Origin of the sequence: Solibacillus sp. FSL W7-1436 (genome assembly GCF_038007305.1) — a bacterium.
GTDB lineage: Bacteria > Bacillota > Bacilli > Bacillales_A > Planococcaceae > Solibacillus.
Window position 1 is genome coordinate 527,347 of the sequence record NZ_JBBOWV010000001.1, and the last position, 17,415, is coordinate 544,761.

At 41.6% G+C, this 17,415-nt stretch carries 19 protein-coding genes and 1 riboswitch; of the genes, 6 read left to right on the forward strand and 13 right to left on the reverse strand.

The features are described from left to right. Positions 1-32 precede the first annotated feature (32 nt). Together dhbC and MKX73_RS02635 are read right to left on the reverse strand one after the other, a co-directional pair. Positions 33-1,235 carry an isochorismate synthase DhbC gene (gene dhbC, locus MKX73_RS02630; protein WP_340716168.1) on the reverse strand — a complete coding sequence of 401 codons (1,203 nt, stop codon included), beginning with the start codon at positions 1,233-1,235 and terminating at the stop codon, positions 33-35. Between the two features lie 46 nt (positions 1,236-1,281). Continuing rightward, the gene (locus MKX73_RS02635; protein ID WP_340716169.1) at positions 1,282-2,070 is read right to left on the reverse strand and encodes a 2,3-dihydro-2,3-dihydroxybenzoate dehydrogenase; all 789 of its coding nucleotides are present in this window, start codon (positions 2,068-2,070) and stop codon (positions 1,282-1,284) included. 802 nt (positions 2,071-2,872) lie between these two features. Here MKX73_RS02635 and MKX73_RS02640 point away from each other — a divergent pair. The 4 genes from MKX73_RS02640 (at position 2,873) to thiW (ending at position 6,118) form a co-directional block, all read left to right on the forward strand. Beyond that, positions 2,873-3,628: a 3'-5' exonuclease gene (locus MKX73_RS02640; protein ID WP_340716170.1), complete on the forward strand. Its 756-nt coding sequence runs from the start codon at positions 2,873-2,875 to the stop codon at positions 3,626-3,628. 233 nt (positions 3,629-3,861) lie between these two features. Further along, complete coding sequence (locus MKX73_RS02645) at positions 3,862-4,662, forward strand: nucleotidyltransferase (protein ID WP_340716171.1); 801 nt, start codon at positions 3,862-3,864, stop codon at positions 4,660-4,662. 78 nt (positions 4,663-4,740) lie between these two features. Further along, a complete protein-coding gene (locus tag MKX73_RS02650; protein ID WP_340716172.1) occupies positions 4,741-5,313 on the forward strand; it encodes a cupin domain-containing protein in 573 nt (190 codons plus the stop codon). 120 nt (positions 5,314-5,433) lie between these two features. Continuing rightward, positions 5,434-5,523, forward strand: a riboswitch (TPP riboswitch). 88 nt (positions 5,524-5,611) lie between these two features. After that, positions 5,612-6,118 (forward strand): energy coupling factor transporter S component ThiW, encoded by a 507-nt coding sequence (thiW, locus tag MKX73_RS02655; protein WP_340716173.1) that lies wholly within the window; start codon positions 5,612-5,614, stop codon positions 6,116-6,118. Positions 6,119-6,660: 542 nt separating this feature from the next. On the opposite strand, the gene MKX73_RS02660 is transcribed toward thiW, so the two are convergent. From MKX73_RS02660 to MKX73_RS02700, 9 genes are all read right to left on the reverse strand, one after another. Beyond that, the gene (locus tag MKX73_RS02660; RefSeq protein WP_340716174.1) at positions 6,661-7,056 is read right to left on the reverse strand and encodes a VOC family protein; all 396 of its coding nucleotides are present in this window, start codon (positions 7,054-7,056) and stop codon (positions 6,661-6,663) included. A 117-nt stretch (positions 7,057-7,173) separates the two neighbouring features. Continuing rightward, positions 7,174-7,404 (reverse strand): hypothetical protein, encoded by a 231-nt coding sequence (locus MKX73_RS02665; protein WP_340716175.1) that lies wholly within the window; start codon positions 7,402-7,404, stop codon positions 7,174-7,176. Between the two features lie 421 nt (positions 7,405-7,825). Then, positions 7,826-8,296 carry an S-ribosylhomocysteine lyase gene (locus MKX73_RS02670; RefSeq protein ID WP_079524304.1) on the reverse strand — a complete coding sequence of 157 codons (471 nt, stop codon included), beginning with the start codon at positions 8,294-8,296 and terminating at the stop codon, positions 7,826-7,828. Between the two features lie 15 nt (positions 8,297-8,311). Then, entirely contained in the window at positions 8,312-9,052 is a 741-nt protein-coding gene (locus MKX73_RS02675; protein WP_445783321.1) for an amino acid ABC transporter ATP-binding protein, read from the reverse strand. A gap of 36 nt (positions 9,053-9,088) precedes the next feature. Beyond that, on the reverse strand, positions 9,089-9,748 hold the full coding sequence (locus tag MKX73_RS02680) for an amino acid ABC transporter permease (protein WP_339173084.1): 660 nt from the start codon (positions 9,746-9,748) through the stop codon (positions 9,089-9,091). A 62-nt stretch (positions 9,749-9,810) separates the two neighbouring features. After that, positions 9,811-10,611 carry a transporter substrate-binding domain-containing protein gene (locus tag MKX73_RS02685; RefSeq protein WP_079524307.1) on the reverse strand — a complete coding sequence of 267 codons (801 nt, stop codon included), beginning with the start codon at positions 10,609-10,611 and terminating at the stop codon, positions 9,811-9,813. Positions 10,612-10,798: 187 nt separating this feature from the next. After that, complete coding sequence (locus MKX73_RS02690) at positions 10,799-12,241, reverse strand: SLC13 family permease (protein ID WP_340716177.1); 1,443 nt, start codon at positions 12,239-12,241, stop codon at positions 10,799-10,801. Between the two features lies 1 nt (position 12,242). Continuing rightward, positions 12,243-13,424, reverse strand: a complete 1,182-nt coding sequence (locus MKX73_RS02695; protein WP_340716178.1) for a glycerate kinase family protein — start codon at positions 13,422-13,424, stop codon at positions 12,243-12,245. A gap of 154 nt (positions 13,425-13,578) precedes the next feature. Next, positions 13,579-14,316: an SDR family NAD(P)-dependent oxidoreductase gene (locus tag MKX73_RS02700; protein WP_340716179.1), complete on the reverse strand. Its 738-nt coding sequence runs from the start codon at positions 14,314-14,316 to the stop codon at positions 13,579-13,581. 797 nt (positions 14,317-15,113) lie between these two features. On the opposite strand from MKX73_RS02700, the gene MKX73_RS02705 reads away from it, so the two are divergent. Next, positions 15,114-15,566, forward strand: a complete 453-nt coding sequence (locus tag MKX73_RS02705; protein WP_340716180.1) for a HEAT repeat domain-containing protein — start codon at positions 15,114-15,116, stop codon at positions 15,564-15,566. Between the two features lie 86 nt (positions 15,567-15,652). On the opposite strand, the gene MKX73_RS02710 is transcribed toward MKX73_RS02705, so the two are convergent. Further along, on the reverse strand, positions 15,653-16,057 hold the full coding sequence (locus tag MKX73_RS02710; protein WP_340716181.1) for a DUF2512 family protein: 405 nt from the start codon (positions 16,055-16,057) through the stop codon (positions 15,653-15,655). Between the two features lie 399 nt (positions 16,058-16,456). Here MKX73_RS02710 and MKX73_RS02715 point away from each other — a divergent pair, with 399 nt between their 5' ends. Then, on the forward strand, positions 16,457-16,732 hold the full coding sequence (locus tag MKX73_RS02715; protein ID WP_340716182.1) for a CC/Se motif family (seleno)protein: 276 nt from the start codon (positions 16,457-16,459) through the stop codon (positions 16,730-16,732). Here MKX73_RS02715 and MKX73_RS02720 read toward each other — a convergent pair. Beyond that, entirely contained in the window at positions 16,729-17,349 is a 621-nt protein-coding gene (locus tag MKX73_RS02720) for an NAD(P)-dependent oxidoreductase (RefSeq protein ID WP_340716183.1), read from the reverse strand. The genes MKX73_RS02715 and MKX73_RS02720 overlap by 4 nt on opposite strands. Positions 17,350-17,415: the final 66 nt, after the last annotated feature.

Here is a 17,415-nt window from a genome sequence, read left to right on the forward strand (position 1 = left end):
TGAACCCTGTTGTATTTCATGTAATTACTCGTTTAAATATCCTTCAGCTGTTCTGTATTGATGCCCATTGCGCGAAGCATTGTCTGGAATTTCGCACCCGTTTCAGCCAATTCTTCTTCAGACTTCGATTCACTCACAACGCCTGCTCCCGCAAATAATCGTAATGAATCGCCATTTGCCTCTGCGCAGCGAATCGTCACAACCCATTCCCCGTCGCCTTCAGCATCACACCAACCGATCGTGCCTGTAAAGAAGCCGCGGTCAAACGGTTCAATTTCCGCGATTGCCTGTCTTGCCTTTTCCGTTGGTGCCCCACAAACAGCTGGTGTAGGCTGAAGGGCAATGGCTAAATCAAGCGATGAGATATCCGCTTTCAGGAGCTCTCCTTTAATGACTGTCGATAGATGCATCATCGTTTCCGTATAAACAACTGACGGTTTTTCCGGAACTTCGATCGTTTTTAGTAATGGACGCAATCCCTTGATGACTGCTTCCACTACGACCGCATGCTCATGTAAATCCTTTGGAGAAGAAAGCAGTTCCTCTTCACGTCTTTGGTTCTCTATCGGATCTTCACTTCTAGTTCGTGAACCGGCCAATGGATTCGCGATGACGTACATCCCTTGTCTTGAAACAAGCAGCTCCGGACTAGCCCCGATGAGCGAAGCCTTTTGATTTCCGTGTTTAATCGGTGCTGCAAACGTATATCCATGTTTGTTTTGATACGCAAGATTACGTAACAGCTGCGGAAGGTCGATCGGCTCATTGAGGCTTACTTCCAGTGAACGTGATAGCACAATTTTGTCGAGTTCGCCGCTTCTTATTCTTTCAATACCTTGCATGACACCTTGCTTATAGTGCTCTGGTGAAGGATTGGATACGAGCCGATTGACAGTAACAGATACTGAACCGGACACTTCCCTTTCCTCCTGCTGCAATGATGGCGCGATTTGGATAGATTCCGGAACAAGTAAACATGCTTTTTTATAGTAATCAAATGGCACTGCGCCCGTTACGACTGGTCGTGGATGCCCTTGTTCTTTTGCCTTCTTCAGCGCGCCCGCCACCTTCTCGGATAATCCTTCCATCTGGTTTTGATGTGGTTCACCCGCTGGTACGTGCATGAACACACCTTTGCCTAAAATCGTTCTTTTTGGTGTTTCAATGAAAAAGTCACCAACTTCATAGTCATCTAAAAGTTCATGTTCGATTACTGCTTTTTGTTTGATTACCATATTACCGCTCCTTTTCGTTTCACTATTCTGAATTCAAAAGACAGACTTAGCCGGCTCCCAATGTCGCGCCGCCATCCACGACAAGATTGCTCATCGTAATATGGCTTGAGTGATTAGACAGGAAAAACAGAATAGCGTCGACAATATTGTCCGGTTGTGCAATCTTTTTCAGCGGAATCCCTACTTTATACGTTTCAGGCATCCCTTTAATCATTACTTCAGCGCCATGATCATCGGACCACATCGAACGTTGCATGTCCGTATCCGTCGACCCTGGTGAAACGATATTGCAGCGTATATTATGCTCTGCCAGCTCTAAACCGAGACATTTTGTAAACATGACCGTTGCCGCCTTTGATGCTGCGTAGGCCGCCATCGAAATTCTCGGTACACTTGCGGCATTGGATCCGACTGTTACAATGGAACCTGCTTTTCTTTGAATCATATAACGGCTTACTGCTCTTGAAACATAAAAAACGCCTGTCGTATTAATTGAAAAGATCCTTGCCCAGTCACGGTCAGTACATGATTCGACCGGTCCTGTAGCCAATGCGCCTGCTACATTGACGAGCATTTCGATTGGTCCGATTTCGTTTTCCACTTTCTCGACAACCTCATCAATGGCGTTACTTTCTCCGACATCTGCAGAAAATGCGAAAACTTCGTGGCCCTGCTCTATTAAACCATTCACATGGTTTCTCAATTTTTCCTCGTTATAATCGATTACAACTACTTTTACTCCTAATGTAGCCAAGCTTTTGACAAGGCTTGCGCCAATTCCTTGGGCTCCACCTGTCACAAGTGCAACTTTCCCTCTTAACTCCTGAAAGTTCACTTCAACACTTCCTTTCTCGTTTACAGCTATGTAAAGACAGCTTGATTTCTTATTAGAACTATCAATCAATAATGATAATCATTATCAATTGATTCTATTAGCAATGATAGGCCTAACATTTTACAACGTCAAGAGACATTCAAACATTCCAATAGAAAGACCTAAGTTTCGGTTTAGTGCTGATTTAAAGAAGTAATATTCGGCATTTTCGAAAAATTTGTAAGGAAAACTGCGGTAATAAAATCCAAATAAAGGAATAAATATGAACTTCCTCTACTCTATTATGTAGTCTTATCAATTCATTACTGACCAGTAGAGAAGATATCATTGTGTAAATATTTTGCCAGAAATACATTCTTGGAAAAGAGAGCGATAGGAATATTGAATTACTGTACAAAAGATTATGAAATTCGTTCGATTTTTCCTGCGAATTAAATTATTTTCTGTTAATTTGGAATACCGTTAAAAACCTGCTACTAAAACGTTCCTAAGCCTTTATTTCGATAAAAATTAGGCTTAACCTAACGTTCAGTCCGTTAGTGTTAGGCATTAAAAACACGGATTTCTGGGAAGATCTCGAAGCAAGATCTTCGATACCAAATACCGTTCCTTCAAAAGGAAAAACGGTCGTTGCGAAGAAAGTCCAAGAACGTCTGCAACCAGTGCCGAATCCGTTTTCTGAATAATTGATTGGCTGACCATTACTCATTGTTTCGGTAGTGGTCAGCTTTTTTATTTATTATTTACTTCATATATGGTTCAATTATAGAACAAACGTTCCAATTAAGAAGAGGTGAAGTTTATGAACATTGAACGGCTGCACATCCGAATCATGATTACGTGCTCGATTGTCAGCTTTGCCAAACGGGAAGCATTGGCCGCTAGCTATCCAATGGAGGCAATTGATGAACTCGAACAGCACGGCTATATTGCACAGACAAGTTATGGCCACTATTACAATACGAAGCTTGCCGCGCAGTATTTGAGAAAATTTATGACAACGTACAGTCCGCGCTTAAAGGTTCCTGAGATGGTGGAACTGCTGGAGCAGGCACCCGAATATGTTGTCGTCGATATTGAAACGACGGGAGGCTCTGCTGCTAGGGGTGATAAAATCGTAGAAATTGCTGCGTTAAAAATACGCCATGGTGAAACGATGGACCTCTTTCACCGGTTTGTGAATCCGGAAAAACCAATTAAAAATTCGCATATTCACGGAATTACTAATGAACGCGTCAAACATGAACAAACGATTTCCCCTGTCATTCATACATTTAAAGCTTTTTTAGGTGATTTGCCGATCGTCAGTCATCATATCGGGTTTGACTGGTATAGCTTTCTTGCGCTAGAGTTTTTCCGAAATGGCATTCGCCCAACAAATCCGGCTGCCTGCACAGTACTACTTGCGCGGAAGTATTTGGACAGCCCGAGAAATAATTTAAATGTCATTGCCGAGACATATAACATCCCGCTACTAAAGCATCATACAGCCGATGCCGATGCGATTTGTGCGAATGAAATATTGCAGCTTATTATGAAAAAAGCGACTGCACAGTAGGAGACGGTTCTATTTGTGCAATCGCTTTTTTGTTTTGGATTTTATTAGAATAGTTGGGGTGGTTATTAGAAAATGTCGGCGGGATATTAGAACATCGGAGTGCTTTATTTGAAGATGTCGGATGGTTATTAGAACATTGCAGGTCGTTATTAGAAGCTTTTACATGCCTCCTGTTTCGTTTTGAAACTATTTCCAGCCTATCGACGTAGAATAGAACAATTGGAGGTGTACGGATGAGAAACTTATCTTCATATATGATGCTTACCGGGATATTGATCACTGCCCTATGCGGGAACTGGATCATCCTTAATTATGATGGGGTCGTGATTTATCCGAAAGCTTCTTATCTTACTTTCGGAATCGGGTTAGTACTGGTAGGATGCACTTTTGTAATGAATCAAATCTTCAGTTACCGGGAACCGGAAAAAGCACATACAAAAGATAAACGGCATGCTTTAAACGAATGGCTTATTGCTAATCAGCCAGTTAATAAATGGTTGTTTGGACTCGTTATTCTCCCACTTGTGATCGCACCGTTTTATAGCTGGACGCTGTTTTTTACGATGCTGGAATGGTATTTATTTTCGGGGCTTGTAATAGCCGGTATTATTTACATGCTGAAAGGTGACAGAGTAGAAGACAATAAGGACTGGGAGTATAAAGGGAAGACAAAAAAAATGCTTGATCTGATCGATTACCGCATACACCCGTTTAATATTTCGCTTATTATCTACATCCTGGTCATTGGCAGTTTTGTGTTAAGTAAGAGATTGGATATTCCGCTCTATATGGAAACAGGAGGCAACTCGCGCTACGTTACTTCTTTGCCAACAATTTCATTTTTAATGTCTTCCTTAATGGTCGTGAGTACGTTTATTTATATTATCAGTCATGGGGATTTCTTTAGTTTTCGTAAAGCCGAGTTAAGTTATGAAAGAGTCATGTTCGTCCACTTTGCAGAAATTATTGTATGTGGTGCTACCCTGTTTATTTTGATTTTCACATTAATCAATGCGTTATATGTGTATTTTTAGATGGATGGCTACTATCGACAATAGGCACACACCAGTAAATTATTGCATACTTTAACTACAATAAAAAGAGGTGAACTATTGAATCCGAATCAAGATTATACATCAGTGCAGCCCCAGTTTACATTCGACCTTAATAAAAACCCGTTGTTCGTAAAAGACCAGCAAAATTTTATTAATGTAATGGGCGTCAACCAGTTAAACACATTGGATAATATATCGCTGCTTGATATTTATTTGAGCGCCAATAATGTCATTGAACCGCACTACCACCAAAATGCGGCGGAACTTGTTTATTGTATTGCGGGAAGTGCGATTGTTTCGATTTTAAATCCGTTTACGAAACAGCTGATGCATTTTCCGATTACCCCCGGCCAGGTCGCAAACGTCCCTCAAGGTTGGTGGCATTACGAAGTCGCCACGCAAAACAACACGCATCTGCTTGCCATTTTCAACGCACCGACACCTGAAGTCATTTTAGGTTCCGACCTGCTCAAGCTGACACCAGCAAATATTATGGCCCACACATATGGGATGAACGAAAATTTATGGACGCAGGCAGTTGCACCGGTACGCCCGAATACCTTCATCGGTCCACCAAACCCATGGCAGCAAGTCCAGCCCGGCAACTACCGCGGCGGGTATGAGCAGTAGTTTTTCTCGGTCAAAGGAATCAAATTTCTAAAAAGCATTTGCATAATGAAACGGCCGTGTTATGATAACTGTGAAATTAACCTAATATTGGCAGAATATAATCTGCTCGTAATTGAATATGAAAACTACTGGGGGCGCCTGTTTGGCTGAGAAGTACCCTTTGCACCTGATCTAGGTAATACTAGCGTAGGAAAGTAGTGTCGATTCCCTATTTTATATTTTTGTATAGGCTACGATACCACTTTCTTAATTGAAAGTGGTTTTTTTGTTGCAAAAATTATTGTAAAGGATGGTAGAAATGAATAAAACGAGAAAGCTTACATACTCCGCGATTATCGCAGCGATTACGACGATTCTCAGCAGTATGGTGTACATCCCATTAGGTTTTGCGAAAATTTTTCCGATTCAGCATTTTGCCAATGTCGTATCGGCGGTACTGCTCGGTCCATGGTATGCGGTGTTACAGGCATTTCTTACATCGACGTTGAGAAACTTGATGGGGACAGGCAGTATCTTTGCCTATCCGGGAAGTATGATTGGCGCACTTCTCGCTGCATTTTTGTTTGCGAAAACGAAGAAGCTGGCGTTTGCAGCGGCAGGTGAAGTGATCGGGACAGGGTTGCTTGGTGCGATGGCTACTTATCCGATTGCGGTTTTATTTTTAGGTCAGGAAGCGGCGCTGTTCGGATTTGTCCCGGCATTTATGATGAGTTCGTTTGCGGGTGCGCTTTTAGGCTACGGTTTGCTGAAGGTGATGGTGAGAAACCGGGCGTTTGGCGGGATGCTTTATCAGAATGCGGGTTGATTTGTTGGGGTGTGTTTTTATTAGAACGTTTCGGGTGGTTATTAGAAGTTTGGGGCGGGATATTAGAAGTTCTGCGAAGTTTTTTTGAACAACTTATTGGTGGAGGAGTTTTTGCACTGACCTAGCGGTTTTATTAGAAGAATTGGAGCAGATATTAGAACTTCCGGGCGGGATATTAGAACTTTTACGGACTTTATTAGAATATTTTTTTGCTGGATGTGTTTTTAGAGTGGCACACCTATTTTATCGAACAGATATTAGAACTTTTGCGGATTTTATTAGCACATTTTATTAAGGGAGAATTTTTTCCACCGGCCTAGCTGTTTTATTAGAAGAGTTGGAGCAGATATTAGAAGTTCCGGGCAGGATATTTGAAGATCTGCGGGTGATATTAGAACAAACCACATACTTATTAGAACAACCGACACTTATATTAGAAAATCTCACTTTTATTAGAAGATTTTAAAATATATTAGAACAACTCAGCCCTTTATTAGAAAATGAAGCGCCGGGTATCAATGCACGCCACCCGGCACATTTTATTATGCTAAATTGATCTGCCATGACACGCCGTAGCGGTCATTTAGCCAGCCGAACTTCTTACTGAAACCGTAATCCCCGATTGGCATTAGCGGGTGTCCGCCTTCAAGCAGTTTTTCATACAGATGATCGATTTCCTTTTCCGTATCACATGTAATAAAAATAGAAAACGATGGTGTGAAGTCAAATTCATGTTTCAGATTACTGTCAATGCACATAAATTCCTGACCTTTAATCGAAAAAGTAGCCTGCATGACTTTTCCTTCATCTCCGCCTTCATTTGCCCCATAGCGGACAATGCTCGTAATTTCCGCGTCCTCGATCACTGATGTGTAGAAGTTCATTGCTTCTTCAGCAACACCGCCTTGAAACATTAAAAATGGTTTTGCGCTTTTCATTGTATCCTTCCCCTTCTGAATTCAAATTTACACAACTTCAATTTAGCCTATTTTAGCCTTTTGCGCGAACTTTTCTACCTATAAAAAGGCATCTCCTTACTCGAAGATGCCTTTTGTTTAATATTTAAATTTCGCGATAACGAGCTGCAATTCCTGTGCCAGTTCCGTTAAAGCTTGTGCAGATGATGAAATTTCTTCAATCGCGATAAGCTGTTGTTCCGAAGAGGCGGCAACTTCTTCAGAAATCGCGGCATTGTCTTGAGCAAATGAAGCCTTTTCCTGCACGCTGGAAGATGTTTCGAGAATAGATGCAGACACTTGTTGTGCTGTTGCCGATACTTCTTCCATTTGAGGTGTTACTTGCTCCATACTTTCAGGGTCGGGGTTGGGGTGTAAATTTTATTAGAAGATTTGGGTTAGATATTAGAAGAGTTACATCGGTTATTAGAACATTGGCGGGGTTTATTAGAATAACGTGGATAGGCGGACGCTTTATAGGGGGGAAGTTTTGTTTTTCAGATTGTTCGGGGACGACGTGAGAATTTATTAGAAGAGTTGGGACACATATTAGAACTTCGGGGAAGGTTATTCGAACTTCTGCGGGTGATATTAGAACAAGTGGAGAACTTATTAGCACATCTTATACTTATATTAGAAGATCGCACTTTTATTAGAAGTTTTCCGGATATATTAGAACAACTCGACCTGTTATTAGAACATTAAAAAAGCCTCCTGCGAGAGAACCCTCACAGGAGACTTGCTTCAACAATTATTCTCCGAAAACGATATGCCATTCAGCACGGCCTGCTAAAAATTCTTCAGCTAATGCTTTTGCGCCTTCTAAGCTATGGCTTGCTGCCCAGCCGCATTGTACTTCATTACATGCTGGAACAGACTCTGCCTTCAGTACATCTTGCAGTGTATTTTCAATAATCGTTAATACGCCGTCATAATCATTGTAGTTCAGTAATGCCAAGTAGAAGCCTGTTTGGCAGCCCATTGGCGATAAATCAACGACATCTTCACTATGGTTGCGGATACGGTCTGCCATTAAATGCTCTAAAGAGTGTAGTGACGGCATTTCCATATGTGCTTTGTTCGGCTGTTTGAAACGGATATCGTATTTTGTTACGACATCGCCTTTCGCTCCTGTTTTTGTACCGGCAAGTCGTACATAAGGTGCCACTACTTTTGTATGGTCTAAATCAAAGCTCTCTACATTTGTTTTCTCTGTTGTCATGTTGAATCCCCCTAGTTAGATAAATTGCATAGATTTTATAAATTGTTGAATCCGTTCGTTGTTGTTCGCTGTAAAGAAGTTTTCGGTTACGCCGTCATAGCCGATTTCACCGTTTTCCAGAAATAAAATCCGGTCTGCCACTTCGCGCGCAAAATTCAGGTTGTGCGTCACGATAATCATCGACTTGCCTTCCTCCGCCAAGTCTTTCAGCACCTTCAACACTTCTCCCTCAAGCTCGGGATCCAGTGCACTCGTCGGCTCATCGAACAGTAAAAACTGCGGTTCCATTGCCAATGCTCTCGCGATGGCGACACGCTGCTGCTGACCGCCGGATAATTGCGATGGATACTGGTCTGTTTTATGACTCAGGCCAACCTTCTCCAATAATTGCTTTGCCTTTTGTCTTGCAGCCGCTTTATCTTTCCTTAAAACGGTAACCGGTCCTTCCATCACATTTTCAAGCACTTTCATATGCGGGAACAGATTGAAGCTTTGGAATACCATCGCCGTATTTTGGCGAATTGAAAGCAGGTTCTTTTGAGAGATCGGCTTGTTCAGTTCAACTGTCTGGTTGCCGACTGTCAAAATTCCTTTTTCAGGTCGCTCCAATAAATTGATGCAGCGTAACAGCGTTGATTTCCCTGAACCGGATGGACCTAAAATAACCGTTGTTTCGCCTTCATGGAATGTTAAATTGATATTTTTCAATGCCTCGTTCTCGCCAAAGAACTTCGACATTTGCTGAAATTGTACGATAATAAGCCCTCCCTTCTAGCGCTTCACTTGCCACTCTTATACATACTTCGATGCGTATTTTTCCAGGCGGCTTTGAATGACCATCAGAATACTAATGAAAATTAAATAGATGACCGCACAAAGTGAATAAATCATAAGCGGCTCATATGTACGTGCGGTAATTTGCTGTCCGACCATGAATAAGTCCGCCAGCGTGATACTCGCAACTAAAGATGTTCCTTTTACCAAATCGATAAAATCATTGGCCACTGAAGGCAATGAAATTCGGACAGTCTGCGGTGCGATCACTCGTCTCATCATTTGCCAATACGTCATACCGAGAGATTCCGCTGCTTCCCATTGTCCTTTTGGAATGGCCAAAATCGAAGCTCGAATCGATTCAGATGCATAGGCACCCGTATTCAGCGAGAATGTAATAATCGCCGCTGTCCATGCATCAAGGGTAATCCCCACTTTCGGAAGCCCGAAGAATACGATAAACAATGTCACCAATAGTGGTGTTCCACGGAATACCCAGACATACGTACCGAAAATCCAGCGCAATACTTTGTAGTTCGAGATTCTCGCCAGTGCCGTTACGACTGCGATAACTAATGCGATGGCAAAGGCAATGAGCGATAGCGGAATGGTAACAAGAAGTCCTGCTTTTAAAATCGGCCAGATTGAGTTAAGTAAAATATCCATTTCTCTACTCATCCACTAACACTCCTTTCTATAGTTAAATCCACGTAAAAAAGGCCGTCGAAACGACCTTTCCATTAGTTGTTTGAAATAACATTTTCACCAAAATATTTTTCCGAAATTGCTTCGAATGTACCGTCTTCTGTACGTTCTTTAATAATTTCATTTAACTTCTCACGGAACTCATCGTTTTCTTTATTTAAAATTAATGCGATATCAGTTGAATTGATCGCACCGTCAAGCACTTTCAATTTCGTATCCGGCTGTTCCTGCAAGTATGTCAGGAATGTTACACGGTCATGGATTGTTCCATCTGCGCGGCCTTGTACAACAAGCTCGATTGAACTCATTAAATCATTTGTTGCGACTACTTCTGCACCAAGCGCTTCTGCATCGCGGGCAAAGTTACTTGTAATTGTTTGTGAAGATTTTTTGCCGTCCATGTCAGCCGGCTCTTTAATTTCTGTGTTATCTGTATGGACTGCAACTACCGCTTCTGATTTCATATATGGCGTTGAGAAGTCGTACTTTTCTTTACGCTCATCTGTAATCGATACGTTGTTAATAACGAAATCGTATTTATCTGTATCTAAACCTGCAATTAAAGAATCCCATTTTGTTTCAACATATTCTGCTTCAACACCAAGGTCTTTTGCGATTTGATCAGCAATTTCATATTCAAAGCCTGTTAACGCTCCTGATTCATCATGGAAGCTGAATGGAGGGAATGTTCCTTCAAGACCGATTTGAATTTTCCCGTCTGCCTGGATTTCCTCTAATTTATTTTTTGCTTCGCTTGCGTTTTCCTCTGATTTGTCGCCACCACATGCTGCTAAAACAAGTGCTGATAATGTAACGATTGATAATAATTTTTTCATGCTAAATGCCTCCACTATTAATCCCTAGTTATTTAATACGTTTTATATTATAACAGGGTAATAATAAAAACAATCTTTATTTTCTGAACAATTTTTAAATTTAGAACTATTAGTTAATAATTGCTAGGAATCGTGTTAAATACAGAAAAAAATTGTCAATTTCCTTAATTGGAAATTGACACTGACTTTATAAATGCATGCCTGTCCATTGCCAAATAGTAAAGTAGAACAACATGATGATGAATATATATAGGGGCATTAAAATAGCGCTAAGCTTTACGAGGTTCCGCGCATCATAGGAAATATCCCCTTCCTCATAAAACAGCAGCAGTGCTTTTGAGCTGACTGGCACCGTTACACAATAATTCATCCCGATCAAACTTAAAAACACGACAGTTGACGGGTTGACCCCGATTAATTCACTGAATAAGATCAACCCTGGAATGAAGACAATGGCACGAGTCGTATGGGAAGTAATATATAGATGACTTGTCACGGTAATCGTTAGGATCATTAGCACAATCAGCCAGTCCGGTGCACCGACAAACAGATGCAGGACGCTGATCATTTCGCTTTCTATCCATTCCACAATCCCTGTATCGACCAATACTTTGCCGAGCGCCGTCGCTGCCGCAACAAACATCACAAGATTCCACGAAATGGCATTCATTCCCTGTTTCCAGCTGATAATTCCGAAGTTCGGCATCATGAAAAGAATGGCACCGATTACTGTAATCAGTTCAATATCCAATCCGTGAAGGCTTTCTGTCATCCAGCCGATGATTAAAAATAATATGAGCATCATTGTCTTTTTTTCATCTGTTTCAAAAGGTTTAGTTAAAGGTATCGTTACAGTACTTTCCAATTCATCTGCACCATCCCGTGGCCACAATATCCATTTGATGACGATTAATGAAAGCAATGTTACAACAAGTGCAAACGGAACTCCCCATATTAACCACTGGATGTAGGAAATCGATTTACCGGCCATACTTTCGAGAAAACCGACGCCGATTAAATGGGAACCTGCTCCGATTAAGGTCGCCGATGTACTCATTAAAATAATGACCGGTGCGATAATCGCCAAAACGCTTTGTTCTTTGGAAGAGAATTTTTCGCTTATTTGTTTAATGATTGGCATTGATAATGCTGCCCGTCCCGATGTTGAAGGGATGAAGAAGGCCGATGCAAACAATACCGAACTTAGCCCGAGCACGACATTCTCTTTTTTATTCGATTTACTTAAGATGAACATCGTCAGTCGCTCGGCCAGCCCGGATTTTTTAACGGCTTCCCCGATAATAAACGCGCCAATCATAAGCCACACAACTTTTTCGGATAATGAGCTGTACAATAAATCAGGCTCTGCTGCATTCATTAAAATTATAAATGCAATAAGTGCCATCGCCACCCAGCCTGCTGAAAATTTCGTTGTCACCCATAATGTCATCGCGCATAAGAATGCAAATAGAGCAACTTTTGCACTGTAATCCAAATCTTGTATGAAAATAACCGTAATCAGAATCAGAATGTGTATGGAAATAATGATCGCTGTCTTTCTCGGCATCGATTGAATCTTTGTTTTCAGGCGATTTTGCTTTTTTTTATTTCTTTCTACTCTGCTAGGCATGTTAAATCGCTCTTTCTTTTCTATTCTCTTTATTGGCTATTTCCATGCCAATTGAAACTTTCCGTAAAACCGATTCCGTACTTTCCTCAATCCATTTCGGTGCTTTTTTAATCGCCTTTTCCAAAGATATCGGTTTTTGAATGATGCTGCTGTAGGCATCAATACCGGCATGATAGTTCAGATTTGCGCCTTTGCCGATTGTTCCGGTAATCGCGATGACCGGGATGTGATTCTTTTTCGCAATGCGTGCCACTTCAGCAGGAATTTTCCCGTTCGGTGTCTGAAAATCAAGACTGCCTTCCGCTGTTAATACGATATCCGCCGTCAGAATTTTTTCTTCTATATTGATATATTTCATGATGATATTGAACCGTTGATGCAATGTGGCACCCGCAAATGCAATTAGCCCCGCACCTAACCCGCCGGATGCCCCGCTGCCCGGTAATGAACGGACATCCATTTTTGTTGCCTGTTCAATTAGATCCGCATAATGATCAAGCGCTGATGCTAATTGTTCCACCTGTTTTGGTGTAGCTCCTTTTTGCGGTCCAAATATATGCGCCACCCCTTTTTCGCCGCATAAAATATTGTTCCAGTTACATGCCACATTGATTGAAACGTTCTTTACCCTTGGATCTGCATTTTGCATATCAATAGATTCTACTTCCATTAAATCTTCCCCGCCGTTCACATGTACAATCTGCTTGTTTTCGTCCAAAAACCGAATGCCCAATGCTTGCGCCATTCCCGCACCCCCGTCCGACGTACCCGAATCACCGCAGCCAATCAGAATATTATCAATGCCCATATCAATTGCCGCAACAATCAATTCCCCTACACCATAAGTAGTCGTTTTCAACGGATTTCTTTGATGACGCGGAACAAGCTTCAAACCGGCCACCGCCGCCATCTCAATAACCGCATTCCGTTTCCCGTTTTCTGTGTAAATACCAAAATAGCTTTTAATCTTTTTGCCGACCGGTCCGGTTACTTTTTTATATACGATTTCTCCATTCTTTAAACGAACAATCGTCTTCACAAACCCTTCCCCGCCATCAATCATTGGTATTACTTCCAAATCAACGGTCGGGTCAAATCGTCTTACCCCACGTTCCATTGCTAATGCGACATCCTCTGCGTCCAAACATTCTTTAAACCCTGATGGTACAATTACAATTTTCATTAGGCATCCCTCCAAAATTTATTAATTGTAAATGTACCATCCCAAAATTAGAAAATACTGAGAACTCTATTAGATTACGATGATAGAACGAGAAGTGCGATTTATAATGGAAAATGGCGCTGTTCCTTCTTGCAGGAAAGCGCCATTCATTCTACTATTCTTCGTAAATCATTTTCTTCGTCATTCCGCCATCGATTGTCAGATCCGTCCCGGTAATAAAATCATTTTCCGGGTTCGCTAAATACAGACAGGCGCGGGCAATATCATCCGGTTTGCCGACACGGTTTGAAAAATGCTGTTTGTGGTCGGAGGGTCTTAGGGCATCGTAATCCCCTGTTTCAATCCATCCCGGTGAAATGCTGTTTACTGTTATGTTCAGCTCACTGAATGAGCTTGCCAATGCATGAGTCAAGGCCAGGATTCCGCCTTTTGATGCGGCATAGCCTTCTGAATTCGGTTCGGACATGACCGCACGCGTTGACGCAAGATTGATGATCGCCCCGCCGCTGTTCATCCGTTTTGCCGCTTCACGCGAACATAAAAAGACACTGCGCAAATTCGTATTGATGATGTCATCCCAGTCTTCGAGCGATAATTCCAGCGGTGAAATCCATTTCCCTTTCCCCGCATTATTGATCAAAATATGAATTTCTCCAAAACGGGCTGCGGCCATTTCCATCAATTGACGGACGCTCTCTTCACTGCGCACATCGGTCTCTGCAAAAATAGCGGAGTAGCCTTCCTTTTGGAGTTCGCCTGCCAGCTGGACACCTAAGTCATGTTCGATATCTGCGATGATCACATTGGCACCGGCTTTTGCAAAATGAGTTGCTACGGAGCGCCCGATTCCTTGCGCTGCCCCTGTTACGATCACGGTTTTGTTTTGGAACATTAGTTGAATTCCTCCTTTGTCAATTGCTTAGTAAGAGTGTAACTGAAATGAGTTGAGATTTCGTGTTTGAGGTTGTGCTTTTTTAGAGTGTGTGCGCGGGATTTTTAGGCTGTGCGGCAGCGGGGCGGGATTTTATTAGAAAATCTAAGTTAGTCGGGCGCTTTTTTGAGGGCAAGCGTTGATCTTCACGTTGGCCGGTTGCCGGGGTAGGATTTTATTAGAAAAGTTCGGGTACTTATTAGAAGAATTGCGTCGGATATTAGAATATTGGCGGGGTTAATTAGAAGATTTCGTTTAGTCGGGCTTTTTTTTGGGGTGAAAGCATTGTTTTTCACGTTGTTCGGCAGCGCGGCGGGATTTTATTAGAAAAGTTCGGGTACTTATTAGAAGAGTTGCGTCGGTTATTAGAACATTGGCTGGGTTTATTAGAAGATCTCGTTTAGTCGGGCTTTTTTTTGGGGTGAAAGCATTGTTTTTCACATTGTGCGGCAGCGGACCGGGATTTTATTAGAAAAGTTCGGGTACTTATTAGAAGAGTTGAATGGGATATTAGAACATTTGCGTGTTTTATTTGAATAGTTGGGGCACTTATTAGAAAAAATAGGATTTATATTAGAATATCTCACTTTTATTAGAACATTTTTCGGGATATTAGAATAATGCAACGTTTTATTAGAAAATCTTCCTTACTGCAATCGTATCCGCGCATCCACTAGAACGAGTAATTGCCTCGCTTTCATGCTATAATGGATGGAGCGGATCATTGCTAGTAAGGCAATGACAAAGGAGACAAAATAATGAGTCAACAAAATCAAGAAACAGCACCACAATTACCTGAAAATTTCAGTGAATTAAAGAAGGCCGTAAATCGTACAGCAGACTGGGAAGCACGTTTAGATGCAGTACAGGAATTAGCGAAAATTAAAGCGGATGAATCGATCAAAATTTTGCAATATGTTGCGAAAGCCGATTTAGTAACGAAAGTTCGTGATGCTGCGGCGAAACATTTAAAGAAAATGGGTCAGCAAGTTGAACCGTCTGAAGCACCTAAAGGCGAATTGTTCAAAGACTTGCGTAAAATTTTCAAACGCATTAAGAAGAGCTTGCCTGCGGACCACACGTATGAAGACTTCAAAGTGAAATTGGAAAAAATGCGTATCGATATTTACAACACATATGAAGGCGAAAAAGGCGCACAGTTTGATGCTTGGCTTAAGGATATGTGGGAAACTACGACAACTCGAAAATAACTACAGTGAACACGGATTAATTTCCGTGTTCTTTTTTGAATGTAAAAATAGCGCTCTCCTAATTGGAAAGCGCCATTACGAAACTGTTAATATTCTCTTTGAGCATCTGTTGCATCGGCTCTGTCAAATACGTGTCTATCAATATATTTGTGGAAGAACCATTCCCCTAAACCTATGACTACAGCTGAAACAATGGCAGCTGCTACAATATTCTCGCTGTTTTCAGAATAGCTTTGTCCCATAAAGTAAATAACAATTGCTGCTAAAAGAACATCCGATAATGTTGCGACGATATTCCGTTTATCCTGCTCTGCGCGGGCACCGGCATTTTGGAAAATCCCTAAATCCCCTACAACATAAGCTAAAAGTGTTAACACTAAACTGATTACTAATGTGTCACTAAATGCAAAATCAAAAATCCCTGCAAGAATAATACCTAAAACTGCCGCAATCATCACAAATTTAATAACCAACGCTTTCAAATGATTCATTTAGAATCCCTCCTCTAAATTTGTTATACAGCATTAATACCCACCTCTTAGATTTTTACTCATTTTAATAGAAACTATTTTTATCTTCGTAAACGTTAAAACGAACGATTGGGATTGCTCCTTTACCGGAGAAGCCGAATCGTTCGTTTTTTTGTTTCTTTTAAATTTTGTGTTTTATGATATGGTAGAAGCATTACGGATATTAGAAGATTTTCCGTTATATTAGAACATGTCCGTTGTTTATTAGAACTTCCGCGGTACTTATTTGAACATCGGGAACACTTATTAGAAGATCGTACATATATATTAGAAAACCGCCGTTTTATTAGAACTATTTTAAGTTTATTAGAACATTGAGCGGAGATATTAGAACTTCTCTACGAAAGCGAGGAACCCTTCATGCAAATCGAACTTGATACAAATACGAAAAAATGGATGCAGTCAAAAGGCAAGCCTGTTTCCGTAAAAACTATATCTGTGAACGCTTGCTGCGCCCCGCCCGTCCAGGAATTGATGACTCATTTAGGTAAGCCGAAAGACGTGCATAACTATAATGAAATCAAAATCGATAACCTGTCTGTTTACGTTGAGAAGAACCTTTCAAATAATGAAAAAATGACATTGAAGCTTACAGGCATCGGCATTTTCAAAATGATTTCAGCTAAATTAAGTTAATACGCGATCCCTACGCGCGCTTTTATAAAATCACTGCTTTCCAATAAGCTATAGGCAAAGTCCGCTGTATCCGGAACTGAAATTTGGCTGCCGTCTACCGGTAAAAAATCTCGCTCTGCCCGGTAGTTTCCGAGCCGTTCCCCGTCAGGCAAATATGTAGGGCAGACAATTGTCCAATCAAGTCCCGACTGCAGCAACAACTCGTACACTTTATGGTGTTCTTCAGCAGCACGGGTTAGTTTCCGCTTGGATTCGCTCGACTGGTAGCGCAGCAGTTCTGGGCTGACGCGACTTTGCAGGATGCCGGCAGTACCGATTGTGATGATTCGTTTAATGCCTTCCTTTTTCATCGCATCAATAATTAGCGGCATGCTGTCAGTTAGAGTCGTTCCCCCATCCGTATTCAGTGCACTCATTACCACATCCAAACCATGCATCGCCTGCCCAATATCTTCCTTACTAAGCACATCCCCTTGAACAACCGTTAAATTGTTATGCTGGATTTGGACTTTCTCCGGTGTACGAACAAGAACCGTTACATGATGGTCGTCCTGAAGTGCATTTTCAACCAAGTGACTTCCAACCCGGCCAGTTCCGCCTAAAATTAATAAATTCATTTGTAAACCCTACCTTCCCAAAATAAAATAAACAGTCGGCCCCGGATTCCCGGTCCCAACTGTCTG